This is a genomic window from Streptomyces sp. NPDC088766, from assembly GCF_044750845.1.
GTDB lineage: Bacteria > Actinomycetota > Actinomycetes > Streptomycetales > Streptomycetaceae > Streptomyces.
Genome location: NZ_JBIVKQ010000021.1, coordinates 100964 through 117122, shown reverse-complemented (window position 1 = coordinate 117122; position 16159 = coordinate 100964). Strand labels below are relative to the sequence as shown.

Below are 16159 nucleotides of genomic sequence, written 5' to 3'. Positions count from 1 at the left end.
CCGGCAGCACCGGGCAGATCCGGCCGGCCAGGGCCTCCCGGCGGCCGACGGCATTGTCGGTGCGGTGAATTAGGGTTTCAGCGTGGAGCCCGATCTGTTCACCGCCGCAGCCGAAGAACGCCAGGAGAAGGACCCCGCCGGGAGCCCCCTCGCGGTCCGGATGCGCCCGCGCACCCTCGACGAGGTCGTGGGCCAGCAGCACCTGCTGAAGCCGGGCTCACCCCTGCGCCGCCTGGTAGGTGAGAGCTCCAGGGGCCCGGCCGGTCCGTCCTCGGTGATCCTCTGGGGCCCGCCGGGCACCGGCAAGACCACCCTGGCCTACGTCGTCTCCAAGGCCACCGACGCCCGCTTCGTCGAACTCTCCGCGATCACCGCCGGCGTCAAGGAGGTCCGTGCCGTCATCGACGGAGCCCGCCGTGCCACCGGAGGCTTCGGCAAGGAGACGGTCCTCTTCCTCGACGAGATCCACCGCTTCAGCAAGGCCCAGCAGGACTCCCTCCTGCCCGCCGTCGAGAACCGCTGGGTCACCCTGATCGCGGCCACCACGGAGAACCCGTTCTTCTCGGTCATCTCGCCCCTGCTCTCCCGCTCGCTCCTCCTCACCCTCGAACCGCTCACCGACGACGACCTGCGCGGTCTGCTGCGGCGCGCGGTGGCCGACGACCGCGGACTGAAGGGCGCCGTCGACCTCCCCGAGGACACCGAGGACCACCTCCTGCGCATCGCCGGCGGCGACGCCCGCCGCGCCCTCACCGCCCTGGAGGCCGCCGCCGGGGCCGCCCTGGACAAGGGTGAGGCGCGGATCTCCCTCGCCACCCTGGAGGAGACGGTCGACCGGGCCGCCGTGAAGTACGACCGCGACGGCGACCAGCACTACGACGTCGCCAGCGCCCTGATCAAGTCGATCCGCGGCTCCGACGTCGACGCGGCCCTGCACTACCTGGCCCGCATGATCGAGGCGGGTGAGGACCCCCGTTTCATCGCCCGCCGCCTGATGATCTCCGCCAGCGAGGACATCGGCCTGGCCGACCCCGGCGCCCTGCCGATCGCGGTCGCCGCCGCCCAGGCCGTCGCCATGATCGGCTTCCCCGAGGCCGCCCTCACCCTCAGCCACGCCACCATCGCCCTGGCCCTCGCCCCCAAGTCGAACTCCGCGACGACCGCGATAGGCGCCGCCCTGGACGACGTACGCAAGGGGCTGGCCGGGCCCGTGCCGGCGCATCTGCGGGACGGGCACTACAAGGGAGCCGCCAAGCTGGGGCACGCGCAGGGGTACGTGTACCCGCACGACCTGCCCGAGGGGATCGCCCCCCAGCAGTACGCCCCGGACGCCGTCAAGGACCGCCGGTACTACGAGCCGACCCGGCACGGTGCGGAGGCGCGGTACTCGGACGCCGTGGAGTGGACCAGGAAGCACCTCGGTCGCAAGCGGGACTGAGCACCCTGTAAACTCGCTTGGAGCGCTGCGTCCCGCGCTGTCAGAACGGGACAGTCAGCCGGAGTCCCGGTCCTTCGCGGACCGGCTCCAGGAGCGTCGCGCACCGTCGAACGGTGTCGCGGGCAGCCCACCACCAGCCGGGGTTCCGGTCAGGGGCGGTGGGCCACTCGCGTGCTGCACGTATGTGCCCAGACCAGGGGAGCGGCTGCCCGGCAGGTCCCCCGTGGACCCGGCGGGTCTCCCCGGCTGCGGATGCGACCTCCCTCAACCCTGACAAGCCGAAACCAGGAAATGAGTGACAGTGGCGAACCAGTCCCGCCCCAAGGTCAAGAAGTCGCGTGCCCTCGGCATCGCGCTGACCCCGAAGGCCGTCAAGTACTTCGAGGCCCGCCCCTACCCGCCGGGTGAGCACGGCCGCGGCCGCAAGCAGAACTCGGACTACAAGGTCCGTCTGCTCGAGAAGCAGCGTCTGCGCGCGCAGTACGACGTGTCCGAGCGCCAGCTCGTCCGCGCCTACGAGCGTGCCTCCAAGGTCCAGGGCAAGACCGGTGAGGCCCTGATCATCGAGCTCGAGCGTCGTCTCGACGCGCTGGTCCTGCGTTCGGGCATCGCCCGCACGATCTACCAGGCCCGCCAGATGGTCGTCCACGGCCACATCGAGGTCAACGGCCAGAAGGTCGACAAGCCCTCGTTCCGCGTCCGTCCCGACGACGTCGTGATGGTCCGCGAGCGCAGCCGCGAGAAGACCCTCTTCGCGGTCGCCCGTGAGGGCGGCTTCGCCCCCGACGGCGAGACCCCGCGCTACCTCCAGGTGAACCTCCGCGCCCTGGCGTTCCGCCTGGACCGCGAGCCGAACCGCAAGGAGATCCCGGTCATCTGCGACGAGCAGCTGGTCGTCGAGTACTACGCCCGCTGATCCTCCGGCGGCCGCAGGACTTCCGTGTCCGGACCCGCCGTCCCCCCGCCTTCCGGGCGGGCGGGGCGGCGGGTCCGCGCATGTCCGGGACCGTGGCCGTGACGCGGCCCGCGCCGTCGGTCAGGGGCTGCCCGGCCGATCGTGCCGGAGACGCGGGGGCCGGCACGGCCTCCCCCGGAGGGGCCCCAGCGGCGTTGTCGTCGGCTGCCGACGTCCCCCTGCCTTCGGCCGGAAGGCGCCCCCACCGCGTCGACGCCCTCCTCCGCCTTGCAGCCGGACGCACCGGCCCCCGCTCACCCCTGCTCCAGGGCGCCGCCGGTTTCCTCCGGCCTGACCCGCCGGACGGACCCTAATCCGGTTCGGACCGGCCCCGGCGGCGCGATAGGCTCGGTGCACGACTTTTCCGATACAGAGGCACGTTTCAGGGAGCGGGTGCGCAGTGTCCGGTGGAGAGGTGGCCGGCATCCTGGTGGCCGTGTTCTGGGCGATCCTGGTCTCCTTCCTCGCGGTCGCGCTGGCGAGACTGGCCCAGACGCTCAGGGCCACCACCAAGCTGGTCGCGGACGTGACCGATCAGGCCGTACCGCTGCTGGCGGACGCCTCCACGGCGGTCCGCTCGGCGCAGACCCAGATCGACCGGGTCGACGCGATCGCCTCGGACGTCCAGGAGGTCACCTCCAACGCCTCCGCGCTCTCCACCACGGTCGCCTCCACCTTCGGCGGTCCCCTGGTGAAGGTCGCCGCCTTCGGCTACGGCGTCCGCCGGGCCCTCGGCGGACGGAAGGAAGACGGGCCCGCCAAGGCGCCCCGACGCACCGTGATCGTGGGCCGGACCGTCCCGGCCCAGCGGTGGGGCAAGCGGAAGAAGGACTGAGACCCAAGCGATGTTCCGCCGTACGTTCTGGTTCAGCACCGGTGTCGCCGCCGGTGTGTGGGCCACCACCAAGGTCAACCGCAAGCTGAGGCAGCTGACCCCCGAGAGCCTCGCCGCGACCGCGGCCGACAAGGCTCTCGAGACGGGAGCGCGCCTCAAGGACCGCGCGGTGGGTTTCGTGCTCGACGTCCGCGACAACATGGCCCAGCGGGAGGCCGAACTGGGGGACGCGCTCGGGCTCCGCTCGGACCCCGAACTGCCCGCACCCCGGCGCTACACCGCCATCGAGAACCACCCCAGCAAGCCGAAGCACGTCGATGACACGACGTACCCGTACAACCGGAATGAGGACCACTGATGGAGTCGGCTGAGATCCGCCGCCGCTGGCTGAGCTTCTTCGAGGAGCGCGGGCACACCGTCGTCCCTTCGGCGTCGCTCATCGCGGACGACCCGACTCTGCTCCTGGTCCCCGCCGGCATGGTGCCCTTCAAGCCCTACTTCCTGGGTGAGGTCAAGCCGCCCTTCCAGCGCGCCACCAGCGTGCAGAAGTGCGTGCGCACGCCCGACATCGAAGAGGTCGGCAAGACCACCCGCCACGGCACGTTCTTCCAGATGTGCGGCAACTTCTCCTTCGGCGACTACTTCAAGGAAGGCGCCATCTCCTACGCCTGGGAGCTGCTCACCACGCCCCAGGACAAGGGTGGTTACGGCCTGGAGCCGGAGAAGCTCTGGATCACCGTCTACAAGGACGACGACGAGGCCGAGCGCATCTGGCACGAGGTCGTCGGAGTGCCGAAGGAGCGCATCCAGCGCCTCGGCATGAAGGACAACTACTGGTCCATGGGCGTCCCCGGACCCTGCGGCCCCTGCTCCGAGATCAACTACGACCGCGGCCCCGAGTTCGGCGTCGAGGGCGGCCCCGCCGTCAACGACGAGCGGTACGTGGAGATCTGGAACCTCGTCTTCATGCAGTACGAGCGGGGCGAGGGCATCGGCAAGGACAACTTCGAGATCCTGGGCGACCTGCCGAGCAAGAACATCGACACGGGCCTCGGCCTGGAGCGCCTCGCCATGATTCTGCAGGGCGTGCAGAACATGTACGAGATCGACACCTCCATGGCCGTCATCAAGAAGGCCACCGAGCTGACCGGCGTCGAGTACGGCGACGCCCACGACTCGGACGTCTCCCTGCGCGTGGTCACCGACCACATGCGCACCTCGGTGATGCTCATCGGCGACGGCGTGACCCCCGGCAACGAGGGCCGCGGCTACGTCCTGCGCCGCATCATGCGCCGCGCCATCCGCAACATGCGCCTGCTCGGCGCCACCGGCCCGGTCGTCAAGGACCTCATCGACACCGTCATCGCCATGATGGGCCAGCAGTACCCCGAGCTGGTCACCGACCGCGAGCGCATCGAGAAGGTCGCCCTCGCCGAGGAGAACGCCTTCCTCAAGACACTCAAGGCCGGCACCAACATCCTCGACACCGCCGTCACCGAGACCAAGGCCGCCGGCGGCCGGGTCCTCGCCGGCGACAAGGCCTTCCTGCTCCACGACACCTGGGGCTTCCCGATCGACCTCACCCTGGAGATGGCCGCCGAGCAGGGCCTCTCGGTGGACGAGGACGGCTTCCGCCGCCTGATGAAGGAACAGCGGGAGCGCGCCAAGGCCGACGCCCAGGCCAAGAAGACCGGCCACGCCGGTGTCGGCGCCTACCGCGAGATCGCCGACAAGGCCGGCGAGACCGACTTCATCGGCTACACCGACACCGAGGGCGAGACCACGGTCGTCGGCATCCTCGTCGACGGCGTCTCCTCCCCGGCCGCCACCGAGGGCGACGAGGTCGAGATCGTCCTGGACCGCACCCCGTTCTACGCCGAGGGCGGCGGCCAGATCGGCGACACCGGCCGCATCAAGATCGACACCGGTGCCGTCGTCGAGATCCGCGACACCCAGAAGCCGGTGCCGGGCGTGTACGTCCACAAGGGCGTCGTCCAGTTCGGCGAGGTGACCGTCGGGGCCAAGGCCCACGCCTCGATCGACGGCCGCCGCCGTACGGCCATCGCCCGCGCCCACTCGGCCACGCACCTCACCCACCAGGCCCTGCGCGACGCCCTCGGCCCGACGGCCGCCCAGGCCGGTTCCGAGAACCAGCCCGGTCGCTTCCGCTTCGACTTCGGCTCCCCCGCCGCCGTCCCCACGGCCGTGATGACCGACGTCGAGCAGAAGATCAACGAGGTGCTCGCCCGTGACCTGGACGTGCACGCCGAGATCCTGAGCCTCGACGAGGCCAAGAAGCAGGGCGCCATCGCCGAGTTCGGCGAGAAGTACGGCGAGCGGGTCCGTGTCGTGACCATCGGCGACTTCTCCAAGGAACTGTGCGGCGGAACCCATGTGCACAACACCGCCCAGCTCGGCCTGGTGAAGCTGCTCGGCGAGTCGTCGATCGGCTCGGGCGTGCGCCGTATCGAGGCCCTCGTCGGGGTCGACGCCTACAACTTCCTGGCCCGCGAGCACACCGTCGTCGCCCAGCTCCAGGAGCTGATCAAGGGCCGCCCGGAGGAGCTCCCGGAGAAGGTCTCCGCCATGCTCGGCAAGCTGAAGGACGCCGAGAAGGAGATCGAGAAGTTCCGCGCGGAGAAGGTCCTCCAGGCCGCCGCCGGTCTCGCCGGGTCCGCCAAGGACGTCCGTGGCGTCGCCGTCGTCACCGGGCAGGTGCCGGACGGTACGACCCCCGACGACCTGCGCAAGCTGGTCCTCGACGTGCGCGGCCGCATCCAGGGCGGACGGGCCGCCGTCGTCGCGCTGTTCACGGTCAACAACGGCAAGCCGCTCACGGTCATCGCCACCAACGAGGCCGCCCGCGAGCGCGGCCTCAAGGCCGGCGACCTGGTCCGTACGGCGGCCAAGACCCTCGGCGGCGGCGGTGGCGGCAAGCCGGACGTAGCCCAGGGCGGTGGCCAGAACCCGGCCGCCGTCGGCGAGGCCGTCGACGCCGTCGAGCGGCTCGTGGCGGAATCGGCCAAGTGAGCCGTCCCATGCGCAAGGGCCGTCGTCTCGCCGTCGACGTCGGGGACGCCCGGATCGGGGTCGCCTCGTGCGACCTCGACGGGATCCTCGCCACCCCGGTGGAGACGGTCCCCGGCCGTGACGTCCCGGCGGCCCACCGCCGGCTGCGGCAACTCGTCGAGGAGTACGAGCCGATCGAGGTCGTCGTCGGCCTCCCTCGCTCCCTCAAGGGGGGCGAGGGCCCGGCCGCGGTCAAGGTGCGCGCCTTCGCCCAGGAGCTGGCCAAGGGCATCGCACCGGTCCAGGTCCGGCTGGTCGACGAGCGGATGACGACGGTGACGGCCAGTCAGGGACTGCGCGCCTCGGGCGTGAAGTCCAGGAAGGGACGTTCCGTCATCGACCAGGCTGCCGCTGTGATCATCCTCCAGCAGGCCCTGGAATCCGAACGGGTGTCAGGCTCGGCACCCGGCGAGGGCGTCGAAGTGGTCATCTGATCGCGATACGGTAACGTTCCGCGCGATGCGGTGGTGTTCGAACAGCGACCGCACAGAAAGAGGCGGGACGGTAGCCGGGCCCACAAGCCGCGCGACCGCCGCCTCGCGGCTCTAGGGGATCGATGACTGAGTATGGCCGGGGCCCGGGCTCCGAACCGTGGCATCCGGAGGACCCGTTGTACGGGGACGGCGGATGGGAAGGGCAGCAGGGTCACACCGGCCATCAGCCTGCCTACGGCGACCGGCCGCAGCACCAGTACCCGCAGCAGCCGCAGCAGGAGTACGCGGACTGGAGCAACGGCCAGCCACAGCAGTACGGCCGGCAACAGTACGACCAGCAGCAGTACCAGCAGCCCTACGAGCAGCAGCAGTACGCCGCTCCGGGCCAGCAGTACGCCCACCGCGACCAGCAGGCCTACCAGGAGGGCGGCTGGGACGGCACCGGCAGCCACGCACAGGTCCCGTACGCCGCCGACCCCGGTGACCCCTACGGCCAGCAGGCCGTGGCCTACGGCGCCGAACAGCCCGACCTCTACGCGACGCCGGACGCCTATCCGCCCCCGGAGCCGCCGGCCCGCAGGCGCGCCGAGCCGGAACCGGAACCCGAGGCGGAGCAGCCGCGGCCCGACTGGGACCCCGGTCCCGACCAGGGCGAGCACGCCTTCTTCGCGGGCGGCGGGGCGGAAGACGAGGACGACGACGAGCCGGAGACGCGCGGCGACCGGCGCGGCCGCGGCGGCAAAGGGGCCAAGGGCGCCAAGAGCAAGAAGAGCCGCAACGGCTGTGCCTGCCTGGTCGTCCTGCTGGTGTTCGGCGGCGGCCTCGGCGGCGTCACCTACTTCGGCTACAAGTTCTACCAGAATCGTCACAGCGCGGCGCCGGACTTCGCGGGCGACGGCACCAGCCAGACCGTCAGCATCGAGGTCCCCAAAGGCGCCCGCGGCGTCGACATCGGCCGCAAGCTGAAGGAGGCCGGTGTGGTGAAGAGCGTCGACGCCTTCGTGTCCGCCTTCACCACCAACGACGGGGACCAGATCCAGGCGGGCGCGTACATCCTCAGGAAGGAGATGTCCGCCAAGAGCGCCGTGGAGATGATGCTCGACCCCAAGAGCCAGGCCAACGTGATGGTCCCGCCCGGCCAGCGCAACATCGCCGTCTACAAGGCGATCGACACCAAGCTCGGCCTCGCCGCCGGCACCACCAGGGACGTCGCGGAGAAGGACTTCAAGAACCTCGGCCTGCCCGACTGGGCGAACGCCGACGGCGACGTCAAGGACCCGCTGGAGGGCTTCCTCTACCCCGGCACCTACCCCGCGGCCAAGGGCATGAAGCCCGCGACGGTCCTCAAGCAGATGGTCGCCCGGGCCGACGAGGCCTACGGCAAGTACGACCTCGAGGCCAAGGCCAAGGCGCTGAAACTGGAGAACCCGCTCCAGGTCATCACGGTCGCCAGCCTGGTCCAGGCGGAGGGCAAGACGCACGACGACTTCCGCAGGATGGCGGAGGTGGTCTACAACCGTCTCAAGCCGACGAACACCGAGACCAACCAGCTGCTCCAGTTCGACTCGACCTTCAACTACCTGAAGAACGAGAGCAACATCCACATCAGCGAGTCCGAGATCAACAGCAACCAGGACCCGTACAACACGTACACCCGGAAGGGCCTTCCGCCGGGACCGATCGGGAACCCCGGGGCCGAGGCCCTGACGGCGGCGCTGACTCCGACGAGCGACGGCTGGATCTACTTCGTGGCGACCGACGGCCAGGACAAGACCGAATTCGCCAAGACCTACGCGGAATTCGAACGGCTCAAGGACAAGTTCAACGAGAGCGCCGGTAACTGAGGACATGACCGACACCACCCGCCCCGAACACGTCCACCGGCACCGCGCCGCCGTACTCGGCAGCCCCGTCGCCCACTCCCTCTCCCCGGTGCTGCACCGCGCCGCGTACCGGGCGATGGACCTGCCGCAGTGGACCTACGACCTCTTCGACGTGGACGAGGCGGCCCTGCCCTCCTTCGTCGAGGGGCTCGGGGCCGAGTGGGCGGGACTGTCGCTGACCATGCCGCTCAAGCGCGCGGTCGTCCCCCTGCTGGACGAGGTCAGCGAGACGGCGGCCGCCGTCGAGGCGGTCAACACCCTGGTGTTCACCGAGGACGGCCGCCGCGTCGGCGACAACACCGACATCCCCGGCATGGTCGCCGCCCTGCGCGAGCACGGCGTCGAGCAGGTCGCCTCGGCCGCGATCCTCGGCGCCGGCGCCACTGCCTCCTCCGCGCTGGCCGCGATGTCCAGGGTCTGCGCCGGCGAGGTCGTGGTCTACGTACGCAGCGCGGACCGTGCCGCCGAGATGCGGCGGTGGGGCGAGCGCCTCGACGTCGACGTCCGCACGGCCGACTGGGCCGACGCGGCCGAAGCGCTGCGCGCCCCCCTGGTGATCGCCACCACGCCCGCGGGCGCCACCGACGCGCTCGCCACCGCCGTACCGGAGCGGCCCGCCACCCTCTTCGACGTGCTCTACCACCCCTGGCCGACCGAACTGGCCGCCCGCTGGTCGATGTCCGGTGGCGCCGTCGTCAGCGGCCTCGATCTGCTGGTGCACCAGGCCGCGCTCCAGGTGGAGCGGATGACCGGACGCTCCCCGGCCCCCGTGGACGCGATGCGGAAGGCCGGAGAGCACGCGCTCGCCTCCCGCCCGTAGCGGGATCTCCGCATCCGGTCCGGCTCGCGGGAGCCCGTCCGCCGGCAGCCGACGTCCGCCAGATGGACCGGCGGCCGGTTCCGGGTGGCGGACGTGGGAGGATCGGGGGTGGCGGACCAGGGTCGCGCACCCGGTCGCGCCGTTGCCGTACGCGAGGACGCGCGTACGCAGGGCAGTACCAGGCGCGAGACTGAGGAGCACCGTTGAGCAGGTTGCGCTGGCTGACCGCGGGGGAGTCCCACGGTCCCGCACTCGTGGCGACGCTGGAGGGCCTTCCCGCCGGCGTGCCGATCACCACGGACATGGTGGCGGACCATCTGGCGAGGCGCCGGCTCGGCTATGGGCGCGGTGCGCGGATGAAGTTCGAGCGGGACGAGGTGACCTTCCTCGGCGGTGTCCGCCACGGCCTCACCCTCGGTTCCCCGGTCGCGGTCATGGTGGGCAACACCGAGTGGCCGAAGTGGGACCAGGTCATGGCGGCCGACCCGGTCGACCCCGAGGTGCTCGCCGGGCTCGCCCGCAACGCCCCGCTGACCCGCCCCCGCCCCGGCCACGCCGACCTGGCCGGCATGCAGAAGTACGGCTTCGACGAGGCCAGGCCGATCCTGGAGCGCGCCTCCGCGCGCGAGACGGCCGCCCGCGTCGCCCTGGGCGCCGTCGCCCGGTCGTACCTGAAGGAGACGGCCGGCATCGAGATCGTGTCCCACGTCGTGGAGATCGCCGCCGCCAGGGCGCCCTACGGCGTGTACCCGACCCCCGCCGACGTCGAGAAGCTGGACGCCGACCCGGTGCGCTGCCTGGACGCGGACGCGTCGAAGGCGATGGTCGCCGAGATCGACCAGGCCCACAAGGACGGCGACACCCTCGGCGGGGTCGTCGAGGTGCTGGCCTACGACGTGCCGGTGGGCCTGGGTTCGCACGTGCACTGGGACCGCAAGCTGGACGCCCGGCTGGCCGGTGCCCTCATGGGCATCCAGGCGATCAAGGGCGTCGAGGTCGGCGACGGCTTCGACCTCGCGCGCGTGCCCGGCTCACAGGCGCACGACGAGATCGTCGGCACCCCCGAGGGCCTCCGGCGGGCCTCCGGCCGCGCCGGCGGCACCGAGGGCGGTCTGTCCACCGGCGAACTGCTGCGCGTCCGCGCGGCCATGAAGCCGATCGCCACCGTGCCGCGCGCACTGCGGACCGTGGACGTGGCCACCGGCGAGGCGACGCAGGCCCACCACCAGCGCTCCGACGTCTGCGCCGTGCCGGCGGCCGGCATCGTCGCCGAGGCCATGGTCGCGCTCGTCCTCGCGGACGCCGTCGCGGAGAAGTTCGGCGGCGACAGCGTCGCCGAGACCCGCCGCAACGTGCGGTCGTACCTCGACCACCTCCCCGTCCGATGAGCGGACCGCTGGTCGTCCTGGTCGGGCCGATGGGCGTCGGCAAGTCCACCGTCGGCCGGCAGCTGGCCGAGCGGCTCCAGGTCGCCTACCGGGACACCGACGACGACATCGTCGCCGGACAGGGCCGCGCCATCGCCGACATCTTCGTCGAGGAGGGCGAGCCCGCCTTCCGCGCCGTCGAGAAGGCGGCCGTGCTGCGCGCGCTCGCCGAGCACGACGGCGTCCTGGCGCTCGGCGGCGGCTCGATCCTCGACGAGGAGACGCGCGGCCGGCTGGCCGGGCAGCGGGTGCTCTACCTGTCGATGGACGTCGAGGAGGCCGTCAGGCGGACCGGCCTGAACGCGGCCCGCCCGCTGCTCGCCGTCAACCCGCGCAAGCAGTGGCGCGAGCTGATGGAGGCCCGCCGCCACCTCTACGAGGCAGTCGCCACCGCGGTCGTGCCGACGGACGGCCGCACGCCCGAAGAGGTCACGCAGGCAGCCCTGGACGCGTTGGAGTTGACCACATCCCCCGGGGGACGACCCCCGGACCCCCGGCCGGAGGACGACATGACGAGCCAGGTGACAAGAATCCGGGTCGGCGGCAGCGCCGGCTCCGAGCCGTACGAGGTGCTGGTCGGCCACCGGCTCCTCGGCGAGCTGGGCGGACTGATCGGCGACCGTGCGAAGCGGGTCGCGGTGATCCACCCCGAGGCGCTCGCCGAGACCGGGGAGGCGCTCCGCGCCGACCTGGCCGGACAGGGCTTCGAGGCGGTCGCCATCCAGGTGCCCAACGCGGAGGAGGCCAAGACCGCCGAGGTCGCGGCGTACTGCTGGAAGGCGCTCGGCCAGTCCGGGTTCACCCGCACCGACGTCGTGGTGGGCGTCGGCGGCGGCGCGACCACCGACCTCGCCGGGTTCGTGGCCGCCACCTGGCTGCGCGGGGTGCGCTGGATCGCCATCCCGACCACCGTGCTCGCCATGGTGGACGCGGCCGTCGGCGGCAAGACCGGCATCAACACCGCCGAGGGCAAGAACCTCGTCGGCGCCTTCCACCCGCCGGCCGGCGTGCTCTGCGACCTGGCCGCGCTGGACTCCCTCCCGGTCCACGACTACGTCTCCGGGCTCGCCGAGGTCATCAAGGCCGGTTTCATCGCCGACCCGGTCATCCTCGACCTCATCGAGGCCGACCCCGAGGCCGCCCGCACCCCGGCCGGCCCGCACACCGCCGAGCTGATCGAGCGCTCCATCCGGGTCAAGGCGGACGTCGTCTCCTCCGACCTCAAGGAGTCGGGCCTGCGGGAGATCCTCAACTACGGCCACACGCTCGCCCACGCCATCGAGAAGAACGAGCGCTACAAGTGGCGGCACGGCGCCGCCGTCTCGGTCGGCCTGCACTTCGCCGCCGAGCTGGGCCGCCTGGCCGGCCGGCTGGACGACGCCACGGCAGACCGCCACCGCACCGTGCTGGAGTCGGTGGGGCTGCCGCTGCACTACCGTCACGACCAGTGGCCCAAGCTGCTGGAGAACATGAAGGTCGACAAGAAGTCCCGCGGCGACCTCCTGCGCTTCATCGTCCTCGACGGCCTGGCCAAGCCCACCGTCCTCGAGAGCCCCGACCCGGCCGTACTGCTCGCCGCGTACGGCGAGGTGGGCGAGTAAGTCCGCAGGGTCCCCATCCGTCCGATTCGCTTGGCGCACCGGGCACTTCACACCGCCCCCGGCCGTTCACCAAAGGACGGCAGGGGGCGGTACCGTTCGGTGGGAGGCGAGGGCCCGCACCCTCGCTGCCAGCGTCAATCGCCTGTACGAGACGGAGTGGCACCGGATGCAGCACGCAGTGGGTTCTCCGCTGCCGCCGCCCCATCAGCCGGGGCACGGACCGGCCGTCGGCTGGTCGCCGGCCGCGCAACACCCGGGGCCGCACCAGCCCGCCGGCACCCCCGGACGGCCCGTGCCCCCGCCGCCCCCGGGCTTCACCGCCCCGCCGCCGGGCCCGCTCCAGCCCGCGCCCCCGGCCCCGCCCGCCGCGCACCCCCCGGCTCCGCAGCACGCTCCGCCCCCCCGGCACGCGCCGCCGGGCGGCGACGTCACCGGGCACGTGCCGCTGCCTCCCGGCGGTCCCGTCGGCATGCCGAGCGCGCCGCCGGCCCCGGCGGCCCCCGACCCGGCGGCCACGACGCTCGCGGTACTGCTCATCGGACCGGCCGGCGCCGGGAAGACCAGCGTCGCCAAGTTCTGGGCCGACCACCGCCGGGTGCCCACCGCCCACATCAGCCTCGACGACGTCCGCGAATGGGTCCGCTCCGGCTTCGCCGACCCCCAGTCGGGCTGGAACGACCACTCCGAGGCGCAGTACCGCCTGGCTCGCCGCACCTGCGGCTTCGCCGCGCGCAACTTCCTGGCGAACGGCATCTCGTGCATCCTCGACGACGCGATCTTCCCCGACCGCCCGGCCGTCGGGCTCGGCGGCTGGAAGCGGCACGTGGGGCCCGGCCTGCTCCCGGTCGTCCTGCTCCCCGGCCTCGAAGTCGTCCTGGAACGCAACGCTGAGCGCTCCGGCAACCGCCGTCTCGCGGACGAGGAGGTCGCCCGCATCCACGGGCGCATGGCCGGCTGGTACGGCTCCGGACTCCCGATCATCGACAACTCCCAACTGGACGTCCCGACGACGGCACGGGTCCTGGACGACGTGCTGGCGCGGGCGATAGCCAGCCCGCCGAGCTGGTGATCGCACCGGTGACCACCTCGATGCGGTAGCCGCGGCACGAGGGCCCCGCCTTCCCGGCCCGCGGCACGAGGGCCCCGTCTTCCCGTCCACCCCGCTCGGCGCAGCCCAACCGGCACAATCCGGACAAGCCTCCTACGCTCGACACATGTCAGAGGTGTACGCGGCTCGCCGCAAACGGCTCAGGGAACGGTGCAGTGCCGGCGGCAGCGCGAGCGCACTGATCTCCCGTCCCGCCAATGTGAGATACCTCGCGGGCGCGGCCCCCCAGGGCGCCGTCCTGCTGCTGAGTGCACACGAGGAACTCCTCGTGTGCACGGACCCACCCGACGACCGGCCCCACGAGGGCAGGCCCGACGAGGCCCTCGAGGTCCAGGTCCTGTCCCGCTCCGGAGGCGACCCCGCGGTGGCCGCCGCGGGCATCCTCACGGACCGCGGCGCCGATTCCCTGGCGGTCGAGGAACACCACCTCACGGTGGCCCGGCACCGCGCCCTGCGGTCGGTCGCGCCCCGGCTGCGCCTCGCCGACCTCGGCGGTGCCGTGGAGCAGCTGAGGGTCGTCAAGGACGAGGAGGAGATCTCCTGCCTGCGCATCGGCGCCGAGATCGCCGACCAGGCCCTCGGTGAACTGCTGGAGTCCATCCTCGTCGGCCGTACCGAACGCCACCTCGCCCTGGAGCTGGAGCGCCGCCTCGTCGACCACGGGGCCGACGGCCCCGCCTTCACCCCGTCCGTGGGCACCGGCCCGAACTCGGGACGGCGGGGCCACCGGCCCACCGACCGACGTGTGGAGGAGGGCGATTTCCTTTCGGTCTGCCTCGGGGCGACGTACCGCGGCTACCGCTGCGAGATCGGCCGCACGTTCGTCATCGGCACCTCTCCCGCGCAGTGGCAGATCGAGCTGTACGACCTTGTCTTCGCCGCTCAGCGGGCCGGACGCGAAAGCCTGGTGCCCGGTGCCGCGTACCGCGACGTGGACCGTGCCGCACGGCAGGTGCTGGACTCCGCGGGGTACGCCGAGGGCCTCACGGCACTCACCGGGCACGGTGTGGGACTCGAAATCGAGGAGGACCCGCAGTTGGCCCCCGCGGCCATGGGTAAACTGGACGCTTGCGTGCCGGTCACCGTCGAACCGGGGGTCCACCTCCCGGGCCGGGGCGGTGTCCGGATCGATGACACGCTCGTCGTACGCCCCGAGGCGGACGGCGGACCCGAGCTACTCACCATCACGACCAAGGAGCTGCTCGCACTATAGCTACAGGCAGGTGCGTGCCCCCGGGGTCGTCCACGTCAGTCCAGGAGATTCCGCAACCGTGGCTTCCACGAACGACCTCAAGAACGGCCTGGTGCTCAAGCTCGAAGGCGGCCAGCTCTGGTCCGTCGTCGAGTTCCAGCACGTCAAGCCCGGCAAGGGCCCGGCCTTCGTGCGCACCAAGCTCAAGAACGTGCTGTCCGGCAAGGTGGTCGACAAGACCTTCAACGCCGGCGTCAAGGTCGAGACGGCCACTGTCGACAAGCGCGACATGCAGTTCTCCTACATGGACGGCGAGTACTTCGTCTTCATGGACATGGAGACCTACGACCAGCTCATGGTCGACCGCAAGGCCGTCGGCGACGCCGCCAACTTCCTGATCGAGGGCTTCACGGCCACCGTCGCGCAGCACGAGGGCGAGGTGCTCTTCGTCGAGCTGCCGGCCGCCGTCGAGCTCGTCGTCCAGGAGACCGAGCCGGGCCTGCAGGGTGACCGCTCCACCGGTGGCACCAAGCCCGCCACCCTGGAGACCGGTCACCAGATCCAGGTCCCGCTCTTCATCACCACCGGTGAGAAGATCAAGGTCGACACCCGTACGAGCGACTACCTCGGCCGGGTGAACAGCTAACCGTGGCTGCCCGCAACACGGCCCGCAAGCGCGCCTTCCAGATCCTCTTCGAGGGCGACCAGCGCGGCGCCGACGTCCTGACGGTTCTCGCGGACTGGATCCGGCTCTCCCGGACCGACACCCGGCAGCCCCCGGTGAGCGAGTACACGATGCAGCTGGTCGAGGGCTTCGCCGAGCACGCGCGGCGCATCGACGAGCTGATCTCCCAGTACTCGGTCGGCTGGACGCTCGACCGGATGCCGGTCGTCGACCGCAACATCCTGCGGCTCGGCGCGTACGAGCTGATCTGGGTCGACGAGACCCCGGACGCCGTCGTCCTCGACGAGATGGTGCAGCTGGCGAAGGAGTTCTCCACGGACGAGTCGCCCTCGTTCGTGAACGGCCTGCTCGGCCGGCTGAAGGAGCTCAAGCCGTCGCTGCGCCGGGAGGCGTGAGCGGTTGCCGCCGACGCCGGAGGGCCCGTGGACAGCGCGTCCGCGGGCCCTCCGGCTGTTCCGGCACGTCTCGGCCCGTCGGTGTTCCCCTCGGCCCGGGAGGCTTCCGGGACCCCCGGTCCCCCGTACCCTCGGGCTTCCGGGGCTCCTGGGGCTTCCGGGGCTCCTGGCCTTCACGGGCCGGGACAAAGCCGCCGGGGGGGGGGGGGCCCCGGGGGGGGGGCCCCCCCGCCGGCGGGGGGGGGGGGGGGGCCCCGCGGCGGCCCCCCCCGCCGGGGGGGCGGCGGGGCGCGCGGGCCCGGGCCGGGCGCCCCCCC

At 71.9% G+C, this 16159-nt stretch carries 14 protein-coding genes and 1 pseudogene; all 15 read left to right on the top strand.

The features are described from left to right. Positions 1 to 82 precede the first annotated feature (82 nt). The 15 genes and pseudogenes from ACIP5W_RS26245 (at position 83) to nusB (ending at position 15842) form a co-directional block, all read left to right on the top strand. Positions 83 to 1438 carry a replication-associated recombination protein A gene (locus ACIP5W_RS26245; RefSeq protein ID WP_401478278.1) on the top strand — a complete coding sequence of 452 codons (1356 nt, stop codon included), beginning with the start codon at positions 83 to 85 and terminating at the stop codon, positions 1436 to 1438. A 301-nt stretch (positions 1439 to 1739) separates the two neighbouring features. Next, positions 1740 to 2354, top strand: a complete 615-nt coding sequence (gene rpsD, locus ACIP5W_RS26240; protein WP_363091367.1) for a 30S ribosomal protein S4 — start codon at positions 1740 to 1742, stop codon at positions 2352 to 2354. 439 nt (positions 2355 to 2793) lie between these two features. Further along, positions 2794 to 3228, top strand: coding sequence for a DUF948 domain-containing protein (locus ACIP5W_RS26235; protein WP_366057828.1), 435 nt, complete (start codon positions 2794 to 2796; stop codon positions 3226 to 3228). Between the two features lie 10 nt (positions 3229 to 3238). Next, positions 3239 to 3586: a hypothetical protein gene (locus ACIP5W_RS26230; RefSeq protein ID WP_401478274.1), complete on the top strand. Its 348-nt coding sequence runs from the start codon at positions 3239 to 3241 to the stop codon at positions 3584 to 3586. After that, positions 3586 to 6258: an alanine--tRNA ligase gene (alaS, locus tag ACIP5W_RS26225; protein WP_401478271.1), complete on the top strand. Its 2673-nt coding sequence runs from the start codon at positions 3586 to 3588 to the stop codon at positions 6256 to 6258. The genes ACIP5W_RS26230 and alaS overlap by 1 nt, the downstream gene beginning before the upstream one ends. An 8-nt stretch (positions 6259 to 6266) precedes the next feature. Then, complete coding sequence (gene ruvX / locus ACIP5W_RS26220; protein ID WP_401478382.1) at positions 6267 to 6731, top strand: Holliday junction resolvase RuvX; 465 nt, start codon at positions 6267 to 6269, stop codon at positions 6729 to 6731. Positions 6732 to 6853: 122 nt separating this feature from the next. After that, the gene (gene mltG, locus ACIP5W_RS26215) at positions 6854 to 8575 is read left to right on the top strand and encodes an endolytic transglycosylase MltG (protein ID WP_401478268.1); all 1722 of its coding nucleotides are present in this window, start codon (positions 6854 to 6856) and stop codon (positions 8573 to 8575) included. Positions 8576 to 8579: 4 nt separating this feature from the next. Next, positions 8580 to 9434: a shikimate dehydrogenase gene (locus ACIP5W_RS26210; protein WP_401478265.1), complete on the top strand. Its 855-nt coding sequence runs from the start codon at positions 8580 to 8582 to the stop codon at positions 9432 to 9434. Positions 9435 to 9637: 203 nt separating this feature from the next. Then, positions 9638 to 10822 carry a chorismate synthase gene (aroC, locus tag ACIP5W_RS26205; protein WP_401478262.1) on the top strand — a complete coding sequence of 395 codons (1185 nt, stop codon included), beginning with the start codon at positions 9638 to 9640 and terminating at the stop codon, positions 10820 to 10822. Continuing rightward, a pseudogene (locus ACIP5W_RS26200) lies at positions 10819 to 11304 on the top strand (shikimate kinase); the annotation flags it as partial. The gene aroC and the pseudogene ACIP5W_RS26200, both read left to right, overlap by 4 nt. Positions 11305 to 11370: 66 nt before the next feature. Beyond that, positions 11371 to 12462 (top strand): 3-dehydroquinate synthase, encoded by a 1092-nt coding sequence (gene aroB / locus ACIP5W_RS26195; RefSeq protein WP_401478379.1) that lies wholly within the window; start codon positions 11371 to 11373, stop codon positions 12460 to 12462. A 166-nt stretch (positions 12463 to 12628) separates the two neighbouring features. Further along, complete coding sequence (locus tag ACIP5W_RS26190) at positions 12629 to 13531, top strand: Pro-rich N-terminal domain-containing protein (RefSeq protein ID WP_401478259.1); 903 nt, start codon at positions 12629 to 12631, stop codon at positions 13529 to 13531. A 145-nt stretch (positions 13532 to 13676) separates the two neighbouring features. Beyond that, positions 13677 to 14783, top strand: coding sequence for an aminopeptidase P family protein (locus ACIP5W_RS26185; protein WP_401478256.1), 1107 nt, complete (start codon positions 13677 to 13679; stop codon positions 14781 to 14783). Positions 14784 to 14841: 58 nt separating this feature from the next. Further along, positions 14842 to 15408, top strand: coding sequence for an elongation factor P (gene efp, locus ACIP5W_RS26180; protein ID WP_020117452.1), 567 nt, complete (start codon positions 14842 to 14844; stop codon positions 15406 to 15408). A gap of 2 nt (positions 15409 to 15410) precedes the next feature. Continuing rightward, positions 15411 to 15842 carry a transcription antitermination factor NusB gene (gene nusB / locus ACIP5W_RS26175; RefSeq protein ID WP_401478253.1) on the top strand — a complete coding sequence of 144 codons (432 nt, stop codon included), beginning with the start codon at positions 15411 to 15413 and terminating at the stop codon, positions 15840 to 15842. Positions 15843 to 16159: the final 317 nt, after the last annotated feature.

Bases quoted from the DNA above. Each gene is read 5' to 3' on its own strand.
- ACIP5W_RS26185 (WP_401478256.1), top strand. From the start codon at position 13,677: ATGTCAGAGGTGTACGCGGCTCGCCGCAAACGGCTCAGGGAACGGTGC.
- aroB (WP_401478379.1), top strand. From the start codon at position 11,371: ATGACGAGCCAGGTGACAAGAATCCGGGTCGGCGGCAGCGCCGGCTCC.
- ruvX (WP_401478382.1), top strand. From the start codon at position 6,267: ATGCGCAAGGGCCGTCGTCTCGCCGTCGACGTCGGGGACGCCCGGATC.
- mltG (WP_401478268.1), top strand. From the start codon at position 6,854: ATGACTGAGTATGGCCGGGGCCCGGGCTCCGAACCGTGGCATCCGGAG.
- ACIP5W_RS26230 (WP_401478274.1), top strand. From the start codon at position 3,239: ATGTTCCGCCGTACGTTCTGGTTCAGCACCGGTGTCGCCGCCGGTGTG.
- ACIP5W_RS26210 (WP_401478265.1), top strand. From the start codon at position 8,580: ATGACCGACACCACCCGCCCCGAACACGTCCACCGGCACCGCGCCGCC.
- ACIP5W_RS26190 (WP_401478259.1), top strand. From the start codon at position 12,629: ATGCAGCACGCAGTGGGTTCTCCGCTGCCGCCGCCCCATCAGCCGGGG.
- alaS (WP_401478271.1), top strand. From the start codon at position 3,586: ATGGAGTCGGCTGAGATCCGCCGCCGCTGGCTGAGCTTCTTCGAGGAG.